Origin of the sequence: Paenimyroides ummariense (genome assembly GCF_900115115.1) — a bacterium.
Lineage (GTDB): Bacteria > Bacteroidota > Bacteroidia > Flavobacteriales > Flavobacteriaceae > Flavobacterium > Flavobacterium ummariense.
This window is the reverse complement of sequence record NZ_FOVI01000006.1, coordinates 143,220-164,667: the sequence shown is the minus strand read 5'-3', so window position 1 is coordinate 164,667 and position 21,448 is coordinate 143,220. Positions and strand designations below refer to the sequence as shown.

The window sequence follows — 21,448 nt, the reverse complement described above, 5'->3', positions numbered from 1 at the left end:
AATCCTATTACTCCGTCTGACCATAACACCGTGTAAGGTGCAATACCGCCACTTGGTGACACACTGGCAGATCCGTCGTTCTTGCCGTTACAACTCACATTTGTGAATGTTAAATTAGGTACTACTAATGTTGGCTGGGTGATGGTAAACGATCTATTGATTACCTGTCCACTACCATCACTAACTGTTAATGAATAGGTACCCGGAGCCAAATTTGAAATAGATGTAGTTGTAGCTCCTGATGGTGTCCATGCATACGTATATGGTGTTTTTCCACCAGATGTTTTGGTTACGGAGATACTTCCGTTATCCGCTCCAAAACAATTAATATCAACCTGAACAACGTCTATAGCTAAAACCTCTAACGTTTTAAAAGCACCTGATTTCCAGAAACTAAAATCTGAAGAACTACAAGCTGTACGTACATAAATTTGATAATCGGTATTAGCAGGTAGTCCCGTAATATTAAACACCGGTGTAGTAGATGTTCCTGTTGCTACACGACCAACAGTCCCACTTCCTGCAGCTCCTGAAGTACGAACTTCATATTGATAAGTAACTGTACCCGTATTTTTTGGATCAGGAGCTAAAGTTACCGTTACTCCTTTTTCTGTAACATTTGATAATGTCATAGTTAAAGGTTCGTAACATGTTACGCGTTTAATTTCAATATTGTCTATTGCAGCAGGAGGCATTGTACCTCCACTACCATCATTTATCCATTCAAATATAACTCTGAAAGCACCTGTATAAGCAGCAGTGCCTCTAATAATCTGCGCACGTTTAAATGATGCATCTTGATTTAAATTTCCAAATAAATTAACTCTCCCTGTTGCTGTTGCTATTTCTGTTCCTGTTGTAGGTTTAAAGGTAATAGGCACCAACCACACCTTTAAGTAATCCCAAGATGATTCGCCCATAGCATGCCAATCAAAAGAAATACTTACATCTGTAATACCAGCTACCAATTCAAAATCTTTATATGCGTGTACTACTGTAGATGTACCTGTATTGTATGCGTTGGACACCCCTTGATCATTACTTATATATAGTGATTTCGTTCCAGCACTAGCAACAGCATTACCTATAACCCATTCGTTAACTGATCCTCCGTTAGCAAGTACCCAACCTGGTTGTGTTCCTTCAAAATTTTGTGTATATGGCAAGGTTGCCGGTATTCCAAATTCAAAAGAAGAATACTGACTAAAATCTGTTGCGCTACAACTAGTTCTAATGTAAACAGTGTAGACCGCTCCTGCTTGTAGTCCTGTTATTGGAAAGTTTGCACTTGTAGCTGATCCAGATGTTACAAGACCCGTAGCACCTGAGCCTGGTAAACCAGAAGTTCTAACTTCATATTGATAACTTACAGTTCCGGTGTTAAGTGGACTAGGTGTAATAGTTACGTTAACAGAAGTTGCAGACGCTTTTGTTACACTTGTTATTAATGGTCTGTAGCAACTTATTGGAATAATATTGACTTCATAATCATGTGTTTCACCCCAATTACCATTTGCACATGCGTCTACTGTAGCATTATAATTAGCACGTACACGCATTCTGTGTACCCCTGGATTAGCCGATGCTGGAATTAAGATTTTAGGGCTAACAAATGCTGGACTTGTTGCCATTGGTAAATCTTTTATCAACTGTTCAGAAGTTTCGAAAATACCATTGTCATTGAAGTCTATCCAAAGATTAGCCCAAACAAAAGATCCTGAGGAATAATTTGTATTAACTTGTACTACATATTCACCATCTTGTAAAAGATCCACCGGTGCAAATGAAGGTATTCTATTCTGATAATTACCTGTTGAACACCCCGTATTAAGATCACTAATAGCTGAAGTTCCCTCACCAACTAATATGAAACTATTTACATTTTCACTGGTATTTGAACAAGAATATGTATAAGTAGGTGTACAATAACATTGATTTACCGGTTTAATTGTAACAGTTACCACATTTGAAGTTGCAGTATTACTTGTGTGCGTACAAGTTACTATACAACGATAATCTCTTGAAGCAGTTGGGTTAGTTACTGTATAATAAACACCCGTAGCACCTGAAATATCACTCCAATTATTAGCCCCAGGAGCAGAACTTTGCCATTGGTACGTAATACCCCCACCGCTTGTAGCTCCCGTAAGAGACAAATTAAATGGCCCTGGACATATATTTGTTGCGGATGCTTGTGCAGTACCAGCAGTTGGCGTTCCTGTGCATGGTGCTAATGATCTAATAACAATTACACCATTTCCTGTTGAATCTGGATTAGGAATAAAACCTGCGTCACCAAACATAAGAGTTGTTCCTGCTGTTACTCCCCCTACATAAGAAGAGCCGCCGCCGCCGCCGCCAGCACAAGAGCCACCACCAGAACCGCCGCCGCCGCCGTAATAGCCACCGCCACCGCCAGCACCGTTACCAGTACCCGTACCACCGTTGCCACCTAAACCTAAAGTTCCTGCACTTCCATTACCGTGAGTGGTATCAGTTCCACCTGCACCACCTGCTGTTTGTGTACCACCTTTTCCTACTCGGGAAGTATATGAGAATCCAGCTGGGGTTTGCCCTGTAGAACCTCCCCCGTTACCACCTGAAATAACATTAGGCGAACCATTACATTCCTGATAACCTGCTGCGCCACCGCCGCCTGCGACTATTATTCTATTTGTTAAAGCATTACCTCCTATTCTTACATCTGAAGCACCACCACCACTACCACAAACGGCTCCAGTTGTTGTACCAGAGCTACCTCCTCCATTGAAGCCACCAGGAACATTCAGCCCCTCTAAAGCACCTTTACCTCCAACATAAATACTTACCGTAGTTGAAGCAGTTAATGTTAAAGTTCCCTTTGCATAGCCACCTTTTCCTCCCAATTTAGCAACGGCTGCAGAAGGATTTGTACCTGTTGTACCCCCTCCATCAGCTCCCCACATTTCTATTTCGTATGAGCCTGCAGCTAAAGTTGCGGTTTGTACAGATCCAGTGTGTGAAAAAGTCTGTGCTTGTCCTTGAATAAAGGACAACACCATACCAAACAACAATAATACCAAAGCATTATTGTTTAACCAACGTATTTTAAGCTTTGTTTGATTAGTAATTTTTTTCATAAATTATAATATTTACAATTAATCATTTGAATGATAAACTTAACTATTTTTTTTTTATGATTTCACATTCTTTTATATTTTTTTTAACTTTTAACAACATTATCCTAATATTGTTATCTAATTCATAGAGCTAAACTTTTATCCTTCGCAGATTTTACCTGATAACCAAAACGTATCTTCTTTGTTTCGTTTGGTTTTAGGTTTATTTCCCATGTAAGCTTACCTTTTTCTGCATCTGTTGTAGCACCACCTTTATCAGATAAAGTAATTTCGATATCGGTATTGCTGCTTATTGGCACCTGATCTTCAACAATAATGCTTATATTTTCTTTTTTGTTGTTTCGAATCGAAATTTCGTAAACAAAATCTTGTACTTTACGTGACGATAATGTTTTTGATCCCGATTTATCGTTAATCATAGTTCTGGTAACCGATATGTTTTGATCTTTACCTAAACTCAAGCGCAATTCATCTTCGTTGGCATTCGCGTTTACATAGGTTTTACCTACATACATTCCTTCAAAAACAACATTGGCTTCACCGGGTAAAATATTGTAGTCGCCATAATTTTTCACTTTTGCAATTAAATACGCATTGGTATCTAATTTTGGCGTGGTAATATAACTGTAAGTTGCCGGTAGCTGTGTATCTTTCAAAGCGACACTGTGCTGTTTGCCGTTGCTTAAAATGGTGTACGGAATATCAATATCAAACGTAATGTTTAATTGTGATTCGCTGATTTGGGTGTAATCACCCATTGTAGAAATTCCCATTCCCGGTTGTCCAGCTCCTGTCTGAATATTTAATCCTGGAACTTGTCCTTGAAGAGTTTGAATCACACTCGCATTCGGTCTTCCTTCAATACTTTTTTTACTAACTCTATCGGCTGAAGCAACAGAAACTTCTTCCATTACTTGATCATTTCGATAAGCATTCGAATAATAATAATCTAAAAACCAAGGTTGCAGTTCGGGTGCAAAGGTATTTTGATTTGCAGGTCCGCTGGTTAACGATAGTTTGACGTTTTTCCAATCGATACCCGTGTGTTGCTGAACCTGTGCTTTGTACAGCATTTGTATAGGTTCGTTAATTTTATCGATACGCATTTCGTAGCTTGGCTGCCACGTTGCCTGATTTGTTAAATACGACACTTCTAAAGGAATGGTTCCTGTGGTGCTGCTCATTACGTTCACAATCAACTTGCCTTGACTTGTTTTTTCAGTAGTCGTTTCGTTAAAAGTCAGTTTTCCTTTTAAAGTATTCAACTCTTCAAACAATGTTTTTTCCTGATTTTCTAACTTGTTGATAGAATTAGCAAGTTCGGTACGTTTGGTTTTGTAGAAATCTAAAAGTTTGGTTAATTCGGCTACCGAAAAATTTTGCGCATTGCTCATGGATTGATTTTTATCTAACAGTTCCACTCCTTTTCGTTCGGCAGTTAATTGATTCTGCAACGTTTTCAGTTCAATTTCTTTCTTGGCAATTTCCTCTTTTACCGGTTTAACCAAAGGCGAATCCTGATTATTGTCGTACTCTTCTACATACGCATTGGTAAATTGAACCGACATTACCGTTACATTTTTTGGAACACCGATTTGCACCGTGCTTTCGTTTAAATAATTCGCCACATTGGTAATAACGATTTCTGATGTGCCCGATGGAATTTGAACCGAAGCTTTGTGTTTTAACTCGGCAGCATTGTTATAAACTCGAGCCGATTGAATTTGCGCTTGTGTAAAAACAGGTTTTTGTGCATTTGCCGTTATACTAAAAACGATAGCGGCAGGAAATAAGATATTTTTCATAAACAACATTAATTAATGAGTTATTCTTTTAAGGATATTCCTTTTATACAAGGAGTATCAAAACAACCAAAAGGTTGGGAAAAGTAGTAAATATTTTTATTTTTTTTATTGATTTAAAACTTTTGTACAGATATAATTACGAACATACCCACAAGCTTTTTAAAACCTTGCAGCACAAAATAAGGTTCTACCAATTAAAAAATTTATGAGATTACTAACAATTACAATGCCGTTTTTAACAAAAATGTAGTATTTGATTAATTAGCTTCGCATCGAACATTTAAAACCTTCATCTATGAAAAACTTAAAATTAAAGATGCTTACAGCAGCAATTACATTAACTGCAATTTCGGCATCGGCACAAGAAGAAAAACCCGAACAAAAGAAATGGAACTTTGGTTTTCATTTGGGAAGTGATCAGTTTTACACTGGGAAAGCTCCTTCAAATCCTTTTAACTATCAGTTGGATAATACGCATAGTTATAAAATGGGTATTTTGGCAGAACGAAATCTGAACGAGAAATCGTCTGTAACTTTAGGATTAAATTACAACTTGTACTTTCAAAAATCATCTACACAATATAACGGTTTTGGTAGATCTGGCGGAAGAACTTTAGACAATTATTTCGATTTAGACATTCAATACAATAGGTATTTAGTTAAAAATCTAAACTATTTTGTAGGAACAAATGTTTCTTTTCAACGCGGACATAGTAATTATGGAGGTGGTGGCGGATCTAATGACGGAATTGGATTTAGTGTTCAAGGAAAAGCCACAGATTTTAATGTAGGATTAAACACTGGTTTAAAATACACCCTTAATCCAAAAAGTAAATTTAAGGTTGAGCCTTATGTAATGATGGGCGTAAATGCTTTTAGCAAAGAAAAAGAAGAAGTAATTTTTACACCAAGCAATCAAACACAACAGCATACATTAAGTAATTTTTATACCAGATTTGGTGTAAACTTTAAATTCTAAAAAACGAAAGAGGTCTTTTTTTGACCTCTTTCTCTATTAAAACAATGCCGATACCAAATCTTCTATTTTTGATACCATAACCACTTGAATTTGTTTAGATGAATACGTAATCTTATTATATTTTGATACAAATATTTTAGAGAAACCTAATTTTTCGGCTTCCTGAATGCGCTGATCTACTCTGTTTACTGGTCTAATTTCGCCAGACAAACCTACTTCGCCCGCAAAACAGATATCTTTTGAAATGGCATCGTCTTCGTTTGATGATAGAATGGAAGCAACAACCGCCAGATCAATCGCGGGGTCGTCAACCGAAATTCCGCCGGTAATGTTTAAAAACACGTCTTTCATTCCTAAACGAAAACCTGCACGTTTTTCCAACACAGCCAAAATCATGTTTAAGCGTTTTAAGTTGTAACCTGTGGCACTGCGTTGTGGTGTTCCGTAAACAGCGGTGCTTACCAACGCCTGAATTTCCAACACCAATGGTCGCATTCCTTCTAAAGTTGATGCAATGGCAGTGCCCGATAATTCTTCTTCGCGGTTTGATAATAATATTTCGGAAGGATTAGAAACTTCGCGCAAGCCCGATCCTAACATTTCGTAAATTCCTAATTCGGCAGTAGATCCAAAACGGTTTTTTAAAGCACGAAGAATTCTGTACACATGATTTCGATCACCTTCAAACTGAAGCACAGTATCAACCATGTGTTCTAAAATTTTAGGTCCGGCAATGTTTCCGTCTTTCGTAATATGACCGATTAAAATTACGGGCGTTGATGTTTCTTTTGCAAACTTAATCAGTTCGGCAGTGGTTTCTTTTATTTGAGAGATGCTTCCTGCCGAAGCTTCGATATAATCGGTATGCAAGGTTTGTATCGAATCGATAATCAACACATCTGGTTCGATTTCTTCAACCTGCTTAAAAATATTCTGGGTATTGGTTTCGGTTAAAATATAACACGAATTGTTGTTGGGATTAATGCGTTCGGCACGCATTTTTATCTGTTTCTGACTTTCTTCGCCCGAAACATACAAAACTTTGTAAGGCAATTTTAACGACAATTGCAACAACAGCGTACTTTTCCCTATTCCAGGTTCACCACCAAGTAAAATCATAGATCCGGGAACAATGCCACCGCCTAACACTCGGTTTAACTCCTGATCCAACGTGTTTAAACGAACTTCCTGCGTACTGTCGATTTCATTAATCAACAAAGGTTTTGCCGTGCGTTTTATTCCTGCCGAAGATTTGGTTTGCCACGCCACTTTTTCTTCTTTCTGAATTAATTCTTCCACAATGGTATTCCACTGTTTACAAGCGCCGCATTGCCCCATCCATTTAGCATATTGTGTACCACAAGACGAGCAGAAAAATGCTGTTTTTACTTTTGCCATTTTTTTAGCTTTAAGTTTTAAGCCGTAAGCTATAAGCACTAACTTAAAACTATTAAAAAACGAATTTACAAATTATTTGGCTTTGTTAACGACAGGAAATGTCATGAATGAGCGATTGGAATAAATCAAAGCTCTTTTGATAATTTATCGGGACTTTGTCGGGTATCAAAAATGGTAATTATTTCAATTGATTTTGGGTTAGATGCTATTCTGTAATAAAAAGTAGTTTGTTTGGTTACTACACATTTATAAAGATTTTTAAAAGCAGAAGATTGCACACAGCTTTGAGGTTGAAGTACAATTTGATTTATTTTTTCTGTCAGTTTATCAATAAAATCTTTCTTTGCTTTTACACCCCAGTTTTCAAGCAGATATTCGGTAAGTTTTAAAAGTTTTTCTTCGGCAGATTTTGATAAAAAAACGTTCATTTTAAGAAATTTTCTTCAAAAAAGAATCGAACGAAACTTTCTTTCCTTCGTTTAATTCTTCAATTCCTCTTTTAATTTCTTGCTGATCTGCCTCGGTTAAATCATCCCAAAAATCACTTTTTTCTCTTTTGATAAAATCCGAAAGTTTTTGAAGAAATTCCGAATTGTCGTTTTCCAAAATAATTTTAAGTAAGGCTAATTTTGTTGCTTGAATATCCATTTTGTAACATCTTTCCTTTCAAAATTACAAAAAATTTTAAAAGATCAATTTAATTTTAATTGATTATTAGTTCTTTACGATAACTTTTCTTTATTAAGAATAGGCAATAATAAAAACGACAATCCGCCTAAAACAACAATTGATGCCGTTTGTGTTGTCCATAACAACCAACCAAAAGCTGTACCTGCAGTTAACGAAATCCCGTAAAGTGCAAGAATTTTAGCTATTAATAAAGGAAATGCGCCAAAACCGCCATTTGTAAAACTTATTGCCAAGCTACCAACCACAAAAGCAACCATGGTTACACCTAACGATATTTCACTGGTTTCAGGTAAAGCTTTGGTTCCAAAATAAAAGGTTAGCACAAATCCAATCCAAATAATAAGAGTGTGAATAAGAAACGGAATACGGTGGGGCATTTTAAAGATACTCAACACACCTTCTACCAATCCGGTTATTTTTTTTCGGATAAAAACAAAGACTTTCCAGTCTGATGTATAAAGTAAATACAAACCTACTATTGCAGTAATTGTAAAAACACCACCAATAATCACTAGTTGTTTAACCGGAATTTGCTGTGTAATAAAGCCCATTAACTGTTTGTACTGCAACAATAATGCTGTAGCTACAAATAAAAGTAGAAAAAGCAGATCGATAAGGCGTTCGGCAATGATGGTTCCGAAACCTTTATCAAACGGAATGTTGTCGTATTTCTGAAGAACCGCTGCACGCGATAATTCGCCCGATCGCGGAATCGTTAAGTTCAATAAGTATCCAACAGCAATTGCCATGAAATTATTCCAAAAGTTAGACTGATAGCCTAAATACTGTAAGCTGTATTTCCAACGATAGGCTCGCGATGCATGGCTTATCTTCATAAATAAAACCGATAAACCTATATAAAAATAATCGGCAGAAACAAAATAGCTTTTCATTTCGGTAATCTGCGCCGGTGTAAACTGGTTGTACGCGTAATAAACCAAAAAAACTCCCAACAAAAGTGGGAGTGAAATATTTAGTATTTTTTTAAAAACCTTCAACTATTAAGTTAAAGTGTTATTTTCTTCGTTTGGAAAAATAATCCAAGGTGAGAATGTTTTAGCTTCTTCAAAATCCATTAAAGCGTAGGTGATCACAATGATGATATCATCTTTTTGAACACGGCGCGCTGCCGGACCATTCAAGGTAATTTCACCACTGTTTCTTGGACCCGGAATAGCGTAAGTTTCAAAACGTTCGCCATTATTAATGTTTACAATTGAAACCTTTTCGCCTTCGATAATGTTCGAGGCTTCCATTAAAGCAATATCAATAGTAATACTGCCAATATAATTTAAATCGGCACCTGTTACTTTAACGCGGTGGATTTTAGATTTTAAAACTTCTATTTGCATGGTGCAAAGTTATAATTTTTAATTTAAAGTAATGTTATCAATTAATCGCACACCTTCTATGTGAACTACAATAAAAGCACGATAGTTTTTATTCTTTTCTTTTACAATTGCCGTTTTTAGTGAGGCTTCATCGGCAATTATAAAATATTCTAATGTAAAATCTGTTTCGCTTTCAAAAGCGGTTTTAACAAAAGCTTGGGCATCTTTAACATCTTTTTCTATAAAAAGATCTTTTGCAGCTTGTAACGTTTTGTAAATAAAAGCCGCTTTATCTTTTGCCTGAACAGACAATCGTTCGTTACGTGAACTCATTGCCAAACCGTTTGCTTCGCGAAAAATTGGGCAGCCAACAACATCAATTTTCATATTGTTTTTTTCGACCATTTTGCGGATGATCTGCAACTGCTGAAAATCTTTCTCGCCAAAATACGCTTTTGTTGGCTGTACAATTTCAAACAGTTTCTTTACAATGGTACCAACGCCGTTAAAATGTCCGGGACGATTAGCTCCTTCCATTTCATTATCCAAACCATCGTAATCAAAATTTTGGGCAACGGTATTTCCTTCATAAATATCGTCAACAGTAGGCGCGTAAACAATAATTTTGTTCGATAACGCTTCTATCAGCTCCAGATCTTTCTGCAAAGTGCGCGGATATTTCTCTAAATCTTCTGCATTATTAAACTGCGTAGGATTTACAAAAATGCTCATTACTATCACATCGTTCTCATTCATAGCCTGTTGCAGCAACGAAAGATGTCCTTTGTGAATTGCCCCCATTGTTGGCACAAAACCAGTAGTTTGCTTTGCCTGCAAAAACGGTTGTAAATGCTGTTTTAACTGGCTTTGCGCATGAAATACCTTCATGTTCTTATTTTTTTAGTGATTGCAAAATTAGTACATTACTTAACATCGTAACACATTTTTTCGTAATTTTGCCTCTTAAAAGCAATTTTTAATTTAATTAAAGAAGAATGAAAGATAAGAGGATATTATATGTATCATCTGAAGTAGTGCCTTATTTACCTGAAAATGAAGTTTCGCAAGCTTCGTTTGACACTCCAAAAATGATTAATGATTTAGGTGGGCAGATCCGTATTTTTATGCCAAGATACGGTAGCATCAATGAAAGAAGACATCAGTTGCATGAAGTTATAAGACTATCGGGTATGAATTTGGTAATCAATGACATGGATATGCCTTTAATTATTAAAGTTGCTTCGATTCCTAAAGAAAGAATCCAGGTTTATTTTATTGATAACGACGACTATTTTAAGCGTAAGGGAACTTTTGGCGATGATGACGATACGTTATACGATGACAACGACGAACGCGCGATTTTCTTTGTAAAGGGTGTGGTTGAAACCATTAAAAAATTAAACTGGGTACCCGATGTAATTCACGTGCAAGGCTGGATGGCTTCTTTGTTGCCGCTTTACATGAAGAAATATTACAACGACGAAAGTATTTTTGCAGATACTAAAATCATCACATCGGTTTTTTCATCAGGTTTCGAAGGAAAATTATCAGACAATATGTTTGAAAAAGTGGCTTTTGATGAATTTGATGCAGACGATATCGATTCTTTAAAAGATGCTACTTTTGAAAACATCATGAAGAATGCCATTAACCATTCAGACGGAATCGTAATTTCTTCACAAGAGATATCAGAAGATTTAACAAATTATATACAAAGTTCAAATAAACCTTTCTTACCTTTCGACGCGAAAGAAAAAATGAAGGATTTTTATCCGGAATTCTATCTTCATAAGGTTTAATTTAAAGCATCTATGAAAAAAAAATCGATTGTTAAATTTGCATTACTTTCAATTTTATCTGTAACCGCAATTTCTTGTGAGCAGGAATTTACCGAAATGGGTTCTGAAATTATAGACAGTGACCAGTTTGGTTTCGACAAGTATTTGGTTCAGAATATTTCAACAACAAACAGCGAATCCGGCGTTGCAAACACACGTAATTTACCTGTAAACAACTTTGGGGTTTATACACACAGTGCTTTTGGAAAAACGGCAGCACATTTTGTTACGCAGCTTGAAATGAAAAACAACACCGATTTAACTTCTATTGGAGCAAATCCGGTGTTAGACTCGGTTTACGTTTACATTCCTTTTACAAGTTCGGTATCAGCAACAGATTCAGAAGGAAACAGATCTTACAATGTATCAAATATATATGGTAACGGAAAATTCAGTTTAAATGTTTACGAAAACGGATATTTTTTACGCGCAACCGATCCTAACAACAATTTTGATCCACAGTTTTATTATGCCGATGAAAAGAAGGTTTTCGATCAATATAAAAAAGGATTAAACGGTAACGAACGTTTAAATAATTCTACCAACACAGCACAAAATACCGATTTTACTTTCAATAAAAACGAAATAAAATTGTATGCGTATAATGCCGACGGTACACCGCAAATGGTAGATGGCAAGCACAAAGTAAAAGAACGCTTGGCACCGGGTGTTTGGTTAGATTTGGATAAAAACTACTTTCAGACCAAATTTTTTGCAGGCGACAAACATAAGTCTTTAATTAACAACGGACTTTTAAAGGAATATTTCCGCGGATTGTATTTTGAAGCGGTAGATTCTTACAACCAAAATGCATTAGCGCAGTTAGATTTAAGCAAAGGAAAGGTTATTTTTGTTTATAAGGCAGATGGTGCGATTGACAGCGAAACCAACCAACCAAAACGCGAGCGTAAAACGTACGAGTTTAACATTGGTTACATGGACGCTACTTCGGGAGCAAAAACTGCTACAACAGTTAATTTATTAGATAATAATTTCGATTTAGAAAATAATTCGGCAGGAAACATCTGGTTAAAAGGTGGCGGAAAAAGCAGTTATGCAACTATTTCTCTTTTTGGAAACGACAGCGATAACAGCGGAAAAGCCGATGAGTTAGAAACATTAATCAACAATAAATGGTTGGTGAATCAGGCATTGTTAACGCTTTATGTAGATCATACTGCAACAGGTTTGGATACTATTTCATCGCCAAGACATTTGTTTTTATACGATTTTAAAAACAATAAGGTTATTGCAGATTATATAAGCGATACATCAACAACAGGTAAACCAATTTATGGCGGCGGTTTGAACAAATCGAACAAATCTGTACATAAATACCAGTTCAGAGTAACAGATCACATCAACAATTTAATTCAGAAAGATTCTACAAACGTACCTTTAGGATTGGTTGTTGCAAACGATATTAACAACGCAATAATGAACCCTGTAAAAGGTTCTAACAAAAGAATTCCTATGACCGCAACAATGAATCCGTTCGGAACCGTTATTTACGCTCCAAATGCTTCAAACAGCGACGTAAGAATGAAATTAGAGATTTATTACACTAAAGAAAAATAATTATGTGTGGAATTGTAGGGTACATTGGACCAAGAGAAGCTTATCCTATCATTATTAAAGGATTAAAGCGTTTAGAATATAGAGGATATGACAGTGCCGGAGTTGCATTATACGACGGTGAAAAATTCATTTCAAGCAAAACAAAAGGTAAAGTTTCCGATTTGGAAAAAAGAGCCGAAGAAGAAAATACCTTTAAAGGATCAATGGGAATTGGGCATACACGTTGGGCTACACACGGAGTTCCAAACGATGTAAACTCGCACCCGCATTTTTCAAATTCTGGTGAATTAGTAATTATTCACAACGGAATTATTGAAAACTACGAACCTTTAAAACAAGAATTAATCAATCGTGGTTACACTTTTAAGTCGGATACCGATACAGAAGTATTGGTAAACTTAATTGAAGATATTCAGAAAAACAAAGGCTTAAAATTAGGAAAAGCTGTTCAGGTGGCGTTAAACCAAGTGGTTGGCGCGTACGCAATTTGCGTTATGGATATTAAAAAACCAAACGAAATCGTGGCGGCACGTTTAGGCAGTCCGTTGGCAATTGGTATTGGCGAGGGCGAATTTTTTGTAGCTTCAGATGCTTCTCCGTTTATTGAATACACCAACAATGCGATTTATTTGGAAGATGAAGAAATGGCGATTATCCGTTTACACAAACCAATTAAAATCCGTAAGATAAAATCAGATAGTGAAGTAAGCCCGTACGTTCAAGAGTTACAGTTAAACTTAGAGCAAATTGAAAAAGGCGGTTATGATCATTTTATGCTGAAAGAAATTTACGAACAACCTCAAGTTATTCGTGATACATTCCGCGGCCGTTTGTTAAGCGACCAAGGATTGATAAAAATGGCAGGAATTGAAGATAATTTAAACAAATTCACAAACGCAAAACGCATCATCATTGTGGCTTGCGGAACATCATGGCACGCTGCACAGGTTGCAGAATACATGATTGAAGAATTTGCACGCATTCCTGTTGAAGTAGAATATGCTTCAGAATTCCGTTACAGAAACCCGATCATTAATGCAGACGATGTAGTTATTGCAATTTCGCAATCTGGTGAAACGGCTGATACTTTGGCAGCAATTAAACTGGCTAAAGAAAAAGGCGCATTCGTATTTGGTGTTTGTAACGTAGTTGGATCGTCTATTTCTCGCGAAACACATGCAGGTGCTTACACACATGCAGGTCCGGAAATTGGCGTGGCATCAACAAAAGCATTCACAACACAAATTACTGTTTTGGCATTAATTGCATTGCGTTTGGCTAAAGCAAAAGGAACCATGTCTCAATCTGATTATTTAAGAAATTTGATCGAATTAGAATTGATTCCCGAAAAAGTACAAGAAGCTTTATTAGAAAACGACCGTATTTTGGAAATCGCTCATATATATAAAGATGCACCTAACTGCTTGTTTTTAGGTCGTGGATTTAATTTCCCGGTAGCATTAGAAGGAGCTTTAAAACTGAAAGAAATTTCGTACATACACGCAGAAGGATATCCGGCTGCCGAAATGAAACACGGGCCAATTGCTTTGATCGACGAAAACATGCCGGTTATTGTAATTGCACCACAGCAAAATCATTACGATAAGGTGGTGAGTAACATTCAGGAGATTAAAGCTCGTAGCGGAAAAATAATTGCATTGGTATCAAAAGGCGACGAACAAGTGAAAAATCTTGCCGATCATATCATCGAAATGCCAAATTCAACCGAAGCGTTAACATCTATCATTGCTACCATTCCATTACAGTTACTGTCTTACCACGTAGCTGTTTTACGCGGCACCAACGTAGATCAACCAAGGAATTTAGCCAAATCGGTTACCGTAGAATAATTTAAAAATGACGAGCACAAACAGGGTTCGTCATTTTTTATAGAAAATATTAAGTAGGGCTATTTATTATTCCAAAAAAAAACTATCTTTGCACATCGAAAAAAGTCGTTTTTTCACAATTGATAATTAGCTGTTAAATAAATACATAAGCAATGTCTAAAGTTACAGGAAAAGTTGCACAAATTATCGGACCAGTAGTTGACGTAGTTTTTGATACTACATCTGCTGCATTACCGAAAATTTACGATTCATTAGAAGTTACTAAAGCCGATGGATCAAAATTAGTTTTAGAAGTTCAATCACACGTTGGTGAAGATACCGTACGTACAATCTCTATGGATTCTACCGATGGTTTAAGCCGTGGAACAACCGTTATTTCTTTAGGTTCGCCTATACAAATGCCAATTGGTAAAGAAGTTTTCGGTCGTTTATTCAACGTGGTAGGTGATCCTATCGACGGATTGGAAGCTTTACCAAAAACAGGTGAAAATGGTTTGCCAATTCACCGTCCTGCTCCAAAATTCGAAGATTTATCAACATCATCAGAAGTTTTATTTACAGGTATCAAAGTAATCGATTTGATCGAACCTTATGCAAAAGGTGGTAAAATTGGTTTATTTGGTGGTGCCGGTGTAGGTAAAACCGTATTAATTCAAGAGTTAATTAACAATATCGCAAAAGGTCACGGAGGTTTATCTGTATTTGCCGGTGTTGGTGAGCGTACTCGTGAAGGAAACGATTTATTACGTGAGATGTTAGAGTCTGGTATTATTAAATATGGTGACGATTTCATGCACTCTATGGAAAACGGAGGATGGGATTTAGCTAAAGTTGATAAAGCCGGAATGATGGACTCTAAAGCAACTTTCGTATTCGGACAAATGAACGAACCACCTGGTGCACGTGCGCGTGTAGCTTTATCTGGTTTAACAATTGCTGAATATTTCCGTGACGGAGCTGGTGATGGTCAAGGTAAAGACGTATTATTCTTCGTTGACAACATCTTCCGTTTTACACAGGCTGGTTCTGAAGTATCTGCATTATTAGGTCGTATGCCTTCTGCAGTAGGTTACCAACCAACTTTAGCAACAGAAATGGGTGCAATGCAAGAGCGTATCACCTCTACAAAAACAGGATCTATTACATCGGTACAGGCGGTTTACGTTCCTGCGGATGACTTAACGGATCCGGCACCTGCTACAACATTTGCTCACTTAGATGCTACTACGGTATTATCTCGTAAAATTTCAGAGTTAGGTATTTACCCTGCGGTAGATCCATTAGATTCTACTTCACGTATCTTAACTCCGGAAATCTTAGGTAAAGAGCACTACGAATGTGCACAACGCGTTAAAGCTATCTTACAAAAATATAAAGAGTTACAAGACATTATTGCGATTTTAGGTATGGAAGAATTATCAGAAGCTGATAAATTAGCCGTTCACCGCGCACGTCGTGTACAACGTTTCTTATCACAACCTTTCCACGTAGCTGAACAGTTTACAGGTATTCCTGGTGTATTGGTTGATATTAAAGAAACTATTAAAGGATTTAACATGATTATCGACGGTGAATTAGATCATTTACCAGAAGCAGCATTCAACTTAAAAGGTTCAATTGAAGATGCGATTGAAGCTGGTCAAAAAATGTTAGCTGAATCATAATAATTTTTTTTAGTAAAAGTTTCCGGTGCACAGCCACTAAGAGCTAAAAACTAAAAGCTAAAAACTAAAAAATATGATTTTAGAAATTGTTTCGCCAGAGGCTACACTATTCAAAGGTCAAGTTACCGCAGTGTCTGTTCCTGGAATCAATGGTGAGTTTCAAATGTTAAGCAACCACGCGCCAATTGTTTCTTTATTAGTTGAAGGAAGAATTAAAATAGCAGGTACTAACTTACAGTTTGAGCCACAATTTGAAAACCGATTTGAAAAAATTGACAATAATACCTATTACTTGCCAATAAAATCGGGAACACTTGAATTAAAAGATAACAAGATAAATATCTTAGCAAATTAAATAAAAAACCAACTCAATTGAGTTGGTTTTTTTATATAGATTTCATTATCTGCTGCAAGGTTTAAAAACCCTGTAGCTATATATTACAATGAGTAACAACAAAAACAACCTACAAGGTTAAGAAAACCTTGCAGGATAATATATCAGCTTACTGAATTTGAATAAAACAGCCACAAAAAAACACCTTATTTTAAGGTGCTTATTTTTTGTATCATAGGATCTTGTTGAAGAATCCAGTTGTAGTATGCGTTATCATCGTATAATTGATGCATATATTCTGCAACCAGATAAAACATAATATTCGGTTTATGTCGGTCTAAATTAAAAGTCAATCCGCTGGCTTTTAAATGCGCCTTTAGCTCATTAAAATATTTAGGATCTTTATATATTTTATCTGCCAATTGTTTTGGCGTTAAACGCTGTAAATACGCTCGCTCGCTTTCAATCTCTTCAAAAACATAATAACTTACTAACGACGTTTTCATTAACAGCTGTATGGCATCTTCGCCGTGTTTGTTCTTCAACGGAATAAACACATCGGGAACGATACCACCGCCACCATAAACAGTTCTTCCAGCAGTTGTTTTAAACTTTAAACTATCAGCCAAATGAATACTGTCTTTAGAATACAGTTCCCCCGATTTAAATCGATTACTCAAATCGCTGTTGTATTCATCTAAGCCATCGTTGTAAGGTTTTTGGATCGATCTACCTGAAGGCGTGTAATAACGCGCTGTAGTTAAACGAACGGCAGATCCATCGCCCAAATACATTTCGCGCTGTACCAAACCTTTTCCGTACGATCTTCTTCCAACAATAGTTCCACGGTCGTTATCTTGAACTGCCCCTGCAATAATTTCACTTGCCGATGCCGAATTTTCGTTAATTAAAACGTATAGTTTTTTATCGGTAAATAAACCTTTGTTTGATGCTTTGGTGATTTTTACGTTTCCTTTTTTGTTGACCGTTTTTACAATAACCTCGTTTCCTTTTAAGAAGTCATCGGCAATCTGTATCGCAGGTTCCATATAACCACCACCGTTTTCACGTAAATCTAAAACCAATTCATCAATACCTTGCTTTAATAACGATTCTAATCCGGCTTTAAATTCGGTATAGGTAGTTTCTGCAAAACGATTAATCTTGATGTATCCAGTATGATCGTTCACTTTAATGGCAACATCAACGCTTTTCAACGGAACTTCGCCACGAGTGATTTCAACATCGAAAAATTTATTGGTTGATTTTCTGTAAACTTTCAATAAGGCTTTTGATCCTGCGTTTCCTTTCAGTAGATTAATAATCGAATCGTTTGATAGACCTTGATTAAACAGCTGCACTTTCTCTGCATACAGAATACGGTCACCAGCTTTTAAACCAGCTTTATCAGAAGGACCGCCAGGTAGAGGTTTTACAACCGCCAAGGTATCGTTCATAATATGATAGTTGATACCGATTCCTACAAAAGAACCTTTCATCACATTTTGAACCTCATCAAATTCAGACTTTGAAATATAAATAGAATGCGGATCTAACTGAGCCAAAATATTATTAACCGTCATATCGATTATAGAATCGGTATTTACGTTGTCTACATATTCCTGTTCAATTAAATCGATCAGTTTGTTAAGCTTCACACGACCTTTATCATCTTTCACAGAAAAGGGTGCGCCGTTTTTAGTAAAAAAACCACCTAAAACAATACCTGCCGCTAAAGACCCCATTGTAATTAAAGGCCACAAATAATTCTTCTTATTCATACAACAAAGAGCTTATATCCTCTATCTGAACCACTTCTACTCCAGCTCTCTTTAAAAATTCAATACCAGCTAAATCTTTATAACTATTTTGATAAACAACGCGTACAATGCCTGACTGATGTATTAATTTACTGCAATCTCTGCACGGACTCATTGTTATGTATAAAGTAGCATTATCACAAGATTGTGTAGATTTTGCTACTTTTAATATGGCATTAGCTTCGGCATGAAGCACGTACCATTTTGTTGTTCCTTCTTCGTCTTCGCAACAATTCTCAAAACCAGATGGCGTGCCGTTATATCCGTCTGATATAATCATTTTATCTTTAACGATAATAGCACCAACTTTTTTACGCTGACAATAAGACAACTGTCCCCACTCTTTCGCAATTTTCAAGTAGGCTTTGTCGTACTTATTCAACTTTGCATGGTTTGTCATAGAATTGAAAACAAGGAATATTATAATTTTTTTAACAAAAATTCGGTAGTGCAAAATTACATAAAAACAACATCAAATAGTTTAAAATTGATATAATTCTGTAAAAAAAATTAAAAATAATTTTGATTTTAAATTTTGATAAATAAATCATAATTGCGATTAAAACATTTTGATATGATTATTTTTTTGTTAATTTTAAAGATTAATAATAAAACAGACGGTTATGTTATATCAGGATATTTATGACAGTGGTTTCAAAGAACGAAACAAAGGGCACTTTGCATCGATTGTGAGGGTGGCTTATAATGATGGAGAATACACTAAAACAGAACGCGAGTTTATAGATGCTTTGGCAAATAAATTAGATATAAGCGATGAAGATTACAGAGCTATTTTAAAAAATCCGAACGGTTACCCTGTAAACCCACCTTACTTGCAGGAACAACGTATTGAGCGTTTGTACGATTTGGCACGAATGGTATTTATAAACCATATTTTAGGACCAGAACAAAAGGCTACCTTACGTAAATTTACGTCGGCACTGGGTTTTGTAGGCGATATTCCGGCAATTACCGATAAAGCATTAAGTTTATTGGTTATGGAATATAACTTAGACGATTTTAAACAAGAAATGGACGTATATATTAAAAATGTAAACAAAAAAGCGAGTTAAGAAACTCGCTTTTTATATATAATAACTTTATTCTAAGAAAAACACAATGGTACTAACTACTCTTGCTTTTTGTAAATAATTCTGCTTTGGACTTTCAGACGGTTCTGCGCCTTCGCCTTCGTAATAACTGTAATTTCCAACAATAGAAATTTGTCCTTGCGATGCTGTTTTTATTTTACCTAATTGTGCTTGTGAATCTTTTGCAAACTGCTCGCCCGCAATACGTGCATTTTTTGTACTTTCGGCAATTAACTTAGGCTTTATGGTGTTTAATTCAGGAAATGTGTAAGCAATATTTATGTTTGAAGTTAGATCTTTACTAATTAAATCTAATTCAATTTTTGATGTTTTAGCTTCTAATTCTTCCACTTTATCAGATTGTATAGAAATGCTTTGCGACGCAGCGTATCGATCTACTTTTACCTGTACTTCTTTTCCACCTCTCCATTCGGTTGAATAATATGTTTGGCGATCGGTAACATCTAAATTACTTAGCTTAATATCGTTTTTGGCATAACCTACACTTTCTAAATAGGCAACAACATTATTTTTTTTAACTTCTGTTTGATTTATAACTCCTTTTAAATCATCGCCCGAAAAAGAAAAACTTAATGTAACCCAAGCCGATGTAGCCTTCATTTCCATTTCGGCAAGTCCTTTTACAGCAACCACTCGATCTTTATCGCTGAACGTTTTAAGTCCTCTAAAAATGAAAAATCCCAATAAAAAAAGTCCTAATACAATTGAGATACTTAGAACAATTGATCTTGATTCGCTTCTACTTTCCATAATCGTTTTTGATTTGTGTTCTTGCTAATTTACAAAAAAAAATAGCCTGAATTTCATCAGACTATTAAATATGTTTACAAGAAACTTTCTAATTTATCAACCATATTTTTGCTTCCGCAGAAAATAGGCACACGCTGGTGCAGTTCGGTAGGTTCAATTTCTAAAATACGTTGATGCCCATCTGTTGCTTTACCGCCTGCCTGTTCAATAATCATGGCAAAGGGGTTGCATTCGTACAATAAACGCAGTTTTCCGTTTGGTTTTGAAATGGTTCCAGGATACATATAAATTCCGCCTTTTAAAATATTTCTGTGCACATCGGCAACCAAACTACCAATGTAACGCGAGCTGTAAGGTTTTTTTGAAGTATCGTCTTTACAAAAAGCTACATAATCTTTTACACCTTGTTCAAACTGATTGAAATTCCCTTCGTTTACAGAGAAAATTGCTCCGTCTTCACTGATTTTCATATCCGGATGCGATAAAAAGAACGTTCCCAAAGAAGGATCTAACGTAAAACCGTTTACACCGTTACCGGTTGTATAAACCAACATGGTAGAAGATCCGTAAATAACGTAACCTGCCGCTACTTGATTGATTCCTTTTTGAAGGAAATCGGCTTGAGTTACCGGTGTTCCAACTTCTGAAATTCTGCGGTAAACAGAAAAAATTGTTCCAACCGAAACATTCACATCGATATTCGACGATCCGTCTAAAGGATCCATCAACAAAACATATTTATTGCTGTTGCAGTTATTTGGACCTGAAATGGTAATAAACTCGTCGTTTTCTTCTGATGCAATTCCACAAACAATTTCACGGTTGATTAAGGTCTGAATAAAAACATCATTTGCAAAAACATCCAGCTTTTGTTGTTCTTCACCTTGAATATTTTCGCTACCAAACGCTCCGGTAATATCAACCAAACCTGCTTGGTTTACCTTTTGAGCCACAATTTTTGAAGCCAAACGAATGGAGTTCATTAAACGAGACAATTCGCCCGAAGAATACGGAAAATGCTCTTGTTTTTTAATTATAAATTCGCCTAACGTAATAAATCTCTGTTCCATAATTGTGTGTAAAAAGTGGTACAAATATCGGTAAAATGTGCTTACAAATCTATTTCTTTTCACATTTTTAAAAATAGGTATGGTGTTAAGAAAATGGTTCGCTACTTTTG

General features: G+C 36.0%; 19 protein-coding genes. 7 read left to right on the top strand and 12 right to left on the bottom strand.

The genetic code is table 11. From position 1 onward, the window contains the following. Both BM253_RS06575 and BM253_RS06570 read right to left on the bottom strand, forming a co-directional pair. Positions 1 to 3,119 (bottom strand): glycine-rich protein (locus BM253_RS06575; RefSeq protein ID WP_245758463.1); only part of this gene is annotated, 3,119 nt, incomplete at its 3' end. 122 nt (positions 3,120 to 3,241) lie between these two features. Beyond that, positions 3,242 to 4,924, bottom strand: a complete 1,683-nt coding sequence (locus BM253_RS06570; RefSeq protein ID WP_091521078.1) for a DUF4139 domain-containing protein — start codon at positions 4,922 to 4,924, stop codon at positions 3,242 to 3,244. 295 nt (positions 4,925 to 5,219) lie between these two features. On the opposite strand from BM253_RS06570, the gene BM253_RS06565 reads away from it, so the two are divergent. Next, positions 5,220 to 5,903, top strand: a complete 684-nt coding sequence (locus tag BM253_RS06565) for a hypothetical protein (protein ID WP_091521075.1) — start codon at positions 5,220 to 5,222, stop codon at positions 5,901 to 5,903. 36 nt (positions 5,904 to 5,939) lie between these two features. Here BM253_RS06565 and radA read toward each other — a convergent pair whose 3' ends face one another. The 6 genes from radA to panC form a co-directional block, all read right to left on the bottom strand. Continuing rightward, entirely contained in the window at positions 5,940 to 7,301 is a 1,362-nt protein-coding gene (radA, locus tag BM253_RS06560; RefSeq protein ID WP_091521108.1) for a DNA repair protein RadA, read from the bottom strand. Between the two features lie 125 nt (positions 7,302 to 7,426). Next, positions 7,427 to 7,729, bottom strand: a complete 303-nt coding sequence (locus BM253_RS06555) for a type II toxin-antitoxin system RelE/ParE family toxin (RefSeq protein WP_091521071.1) — start codon at positions 7,727 to 7,729, stop codon at positions 7,427 to 7,429. Position 7,730: 1 nt separating this feature from the next. Beyond that, positions 7,731 to 7,949: a hypothetical protein gene (locus tag BM253_RS06550; protein ID WP_091521068.1), complete on the bottom strand. Its 219-nt coding sequence runs from the start codon at positions 7,947 to 7,949 to the stop codon at positions 7,731 to 7,733. A gap of 74 nt (positions 7,950 to 8,023) precedes the next feature. Then, positions 8,024 to 8,947, bottom strand: a complete 924-nt coding sequence (locus BM253_RS06545) for a lysylphosphatidylglycerol synthase transmembrane domain-containing protein (protein ID WP_245758462.1) — start codon at positions 8,945 to 8,947, stop codon at positions 8,024 to 8,026. Between the two features lie 45 nt (positions 8,948 to 8,992). After that, positions 8,993 to 9,343 carry an aspartate 1-decarboxylase gene (gene panD / locus BM253_RS06540; RefSeq protein WP_091521060.1) on the bottom strand — a complete coding sequence of 117 codons (351 nt, stop codon included), beginning with the start codon at positions 9,341 to 9,343 and terminating at the stop codon, positions 8,993 to 8,995. Positions 9,344 to 9,361: 18 nt separating this feature from the next. Beyond that, positions 9,362 to 10,210 carry a pantoate--beta-alanine ligase gene (panC, locus tag BM253_RS06535; protein WP_091521057.1) on the bottom strand — a complete coding sequence of 283 codons (849 nt, stop codon included), beginning with the start codon at positions 10,208 to 10,210 and terminating at the stop codon, positions 9,362 to 9,364. Between the two features lie 107 nt (positions 10,211 to 10,317). On the opposite strand from panC, the gene BM253_RS06530 reads away from it, so the two are divergent. The 5 genes from BM253_RS06530 (at position 10,318) to BM253_RS06510 (ending at position 16,607) form a co-directional block, all read left to right on the top strand. Then, positions 10,318 to 11,121, top strand: a complete 804-nt coding sequence (locus BM253_RS06530; RefSeq protein WP_091521053.1) for a glycogen/starch synthase — start codon at positions 10,318 to 10,320, stop codon at positions 11,119 to 11,121. 12 nt (positions 11,122 to 11,133) lie between these two features. Next, entirely contained in the window at positions 11,134 to 12,738 is a 1,605-nt protein-coding gene (locus BM253_RS06525) for a BamH family beta-barrel-assembly machinery protein (RefSeq protein WP_091521050.1), read from the top strand. A gap of 2 nt (positions 12,739 to 12,740) precedes the next feature. Next, entirely contained in the window at positions 12,741 to 14,588 is a 1,848-nt protein-coding gene (gene glmS, locus BM253_RS06520) for a glutamine--fructose-6-phosphate transaminase (isomerizing) (protein ID WP_091521046.1), read from the top strand. A gap of 152 nt (positions 14,589 to 14,740) precedes the next feature. Next, positions 14,741 to 16,252 carry a F0F1 ATP synthase subunit beta gene (atpD, locus tag BM253_RS06515; RefSeq protein ID WP_091521043.1) on the top strand — a complete coding sequence of 504 codons (1,512 nt, stop codon included), beginning with the start codon at positions 14,741 to 14,743 and terminating at the stop codon, positions 16,250 to 16,252. 73 nt (positions 16,253 to 16,325) lie between these two features. Then, positions 16,326 to 16,607, top strand: coding sequence for a F0F1 ATP synthase subunit delta/epsilon (locus BM253_RS06510; protein ID WP_091521039.1), 282 nt, complete (start codon positions 16,326 to 16,328; stop codon positions 16,605 to 16,607). 185 nt (positions 16,608 to 16,792) lie between these two features. Here the strand turns inward: BM253_RS06510 and BM253_RS06505 are convergent, their stop codons facing one another. Then, entirely contained in the window at positions 16,793 to 18,367 is a 1,575-nt protein-coding gene (locus BM253_RS06505) for a S41 family peptidase (protein ID WP_091521036.1), read from the bottom strand. Then, positions 18,360 to 18,806: a deoxycytidylate deaminase gene (locus tag BM253_RS06500; protein WP_091521033.1), complete on the bottom strand. Its 447-nt coding sequence runs from the start codon at positions 18,804 to 18,806 to the stop codon at positions 18,360 to 18,362. Before BM253_RS06500 ends, BM253_RS06505 begins: the two co-directional genes overlap by 8 nt. Positions 18,807 to 19,029: 223 nt before the next feature. Here BM253_RS06500 and BM253_RS06495 point away from each other — a divergent pair, with 223 nt between their 5' ends. Continuing rightward, complete coding sequence (locus BM253_RS06495; RefSeq protein ID WP_091521028.1) at positions 19,030 to 19,479, top strand: tellurite resistance TerB family protein; 450 nt, start codon at positions 19,030 to 19,032, stop codon at positions 19,477 to 19,479. 27 nt (positions 19,480 to 19,506) lie between these two features. On the opposite strand, the gene BM253_RS06490 is transcribed toward BM253_RS06495, so the two are convergent. Beyond that, positions 19,507 to 20,268 (bottom strand): SIMPL domain-containing protein, encoded by a 762-nt coding sequence (locus BM253_RS06490; RefSeq protein ID WP_091521025.1) that lies wholly within the window; start codon positions 20,266 to 20,268, stop codon positions 19,507 to 19,509. 74 nt (positions 20,269 to 20,342) lie between these two features. Then, on the bottom strand, positions 20,343 to 21,338 hold the full coding sequence (gene fbp, locus BM253_RS06485; RefSeq protein ID WP_091521106.1) for a class 1 fructose-bisphosphatase: 996 nt from the start codon (positions 21,336 to 21,338) through the stop codon (positions 20,343 to 20,345). Between the last annotated feature and the right edge of the window lie 110 nt (positions 21,339 to 21,448).

Bases quoted from the DNA above. Each gene is read 5' to 3' on its own strand.
- BM253_RS06550 (WP_091521068.1), bottom strand. From the start codon at position 7,949: ATGGATATTCAAGCAACAAAATTAGCCTTACTTAAAATTATTTTGGAA.
- glmS (WP_091521046.1), top strand. From the start codon at position 12,741: ATGTGTGGAATTGTAGGGTACATTGGACCAAGAGAAGCTTATCCTATC.
- BM253_RS06495 (WP_091521028.1), top strand. From the start codon at position 19,030: ATGTTATATCAGGATATTTATGACAGTGGTTTCAAAGAACGAAACAAA.
- radA (WP_091521108.1), bottom strand. From the start codon at position 7,301: ATGGCAAAAGTAAAAACAGCATTTTTCTGCTCGTCTTGTGGTACACAA.
- BM253_RS06490 (WP_091521025.1), bottom strand. From the start codon at position 20,268: ATGGAAAGTAGAAGCGAATCAAGATCAATTGTTCTAAGTATCTCAATT.
- atpD (WP_091521043.1), top strand. From the start codon at position 14,741: ATGTCTAAAGTTACAGGAAAAGTTGCACAAATTATCGGACCAGTAGTT.
- BM253_RS06500 (WP_091521033.1), bottom strand. From the start codon at position 18,806: ATGACAAACCATGCAAAGTTGAATAAGTACGACAAAGCCTACTTGAAA.
- fbp (WP_091521106.1), bottom strand. From the start codon at position 21,338: ATGGAACAGAGATTTATTACGTTAGGCGAATTTATAATTAAAAAACAA.
- panD (WP_091521060.1), bottom strand. From the start codon at position 9,343: ATGCAAATAGAAGTTTTAAAATCTAAAATCCACCGCGTTAAAGTAACA.
- BM253_RS06565 (WP_091521075.1), top strand. From the start codon at position 5,220: ATGAAAAACTTAAAATTAAAGATGCTTACAGCAGCAATTACATTAACT.
- BM253_RS06525 (WP_091521050.1), top strand. From the start codon at position 11,134: ATGAAAAAAAAATCGATTGTTAAATTTGCATTACTTTCAATTTTATCT.
- BM253_RS06510 (WP_091521039.1), top strand. From the start codon at position 16,326: ATGATTTTAGAAATTGTTTCGCCAGAGGCTACACTATTCAAAGGTCAA.
- BM253_RS06505 (WP_091521036.1), bottom strand. From the start codon at position 18,367: ATGAATAAGAAGAATTATTTGTGGCCTTTAATTACAATGGGGTCTTTA.
- BM253_RS06570 (WP_091521078.1), bottom strand. From the start codon at position 4,924: ATGAAAAATATCTTATTTCCTGCCGCTATCGTTTTTAGTATAACGGCA.
- panC (WP_091521057.1), bottom strand. From the start codon at position 10,210: ATGAAGGTATTTCATGCGCAAAGCCAGTTAAAACAGCATTTACAACCG.
- BM253_RS06555 (WP_091521071.1), bottom strand. From the start codon at position 7,729: ATGAACGTTTTTTTATCAAAATCTGCCGAAGAAAAACTTTTAAAACTT.
- BM253_RS06530 (WP_091521053.1), top strand. From the start codon at position 10,318: ATGAAAGATAAGAGGATATTATATGTATCATCTGAAGTAGTGCCTTAT.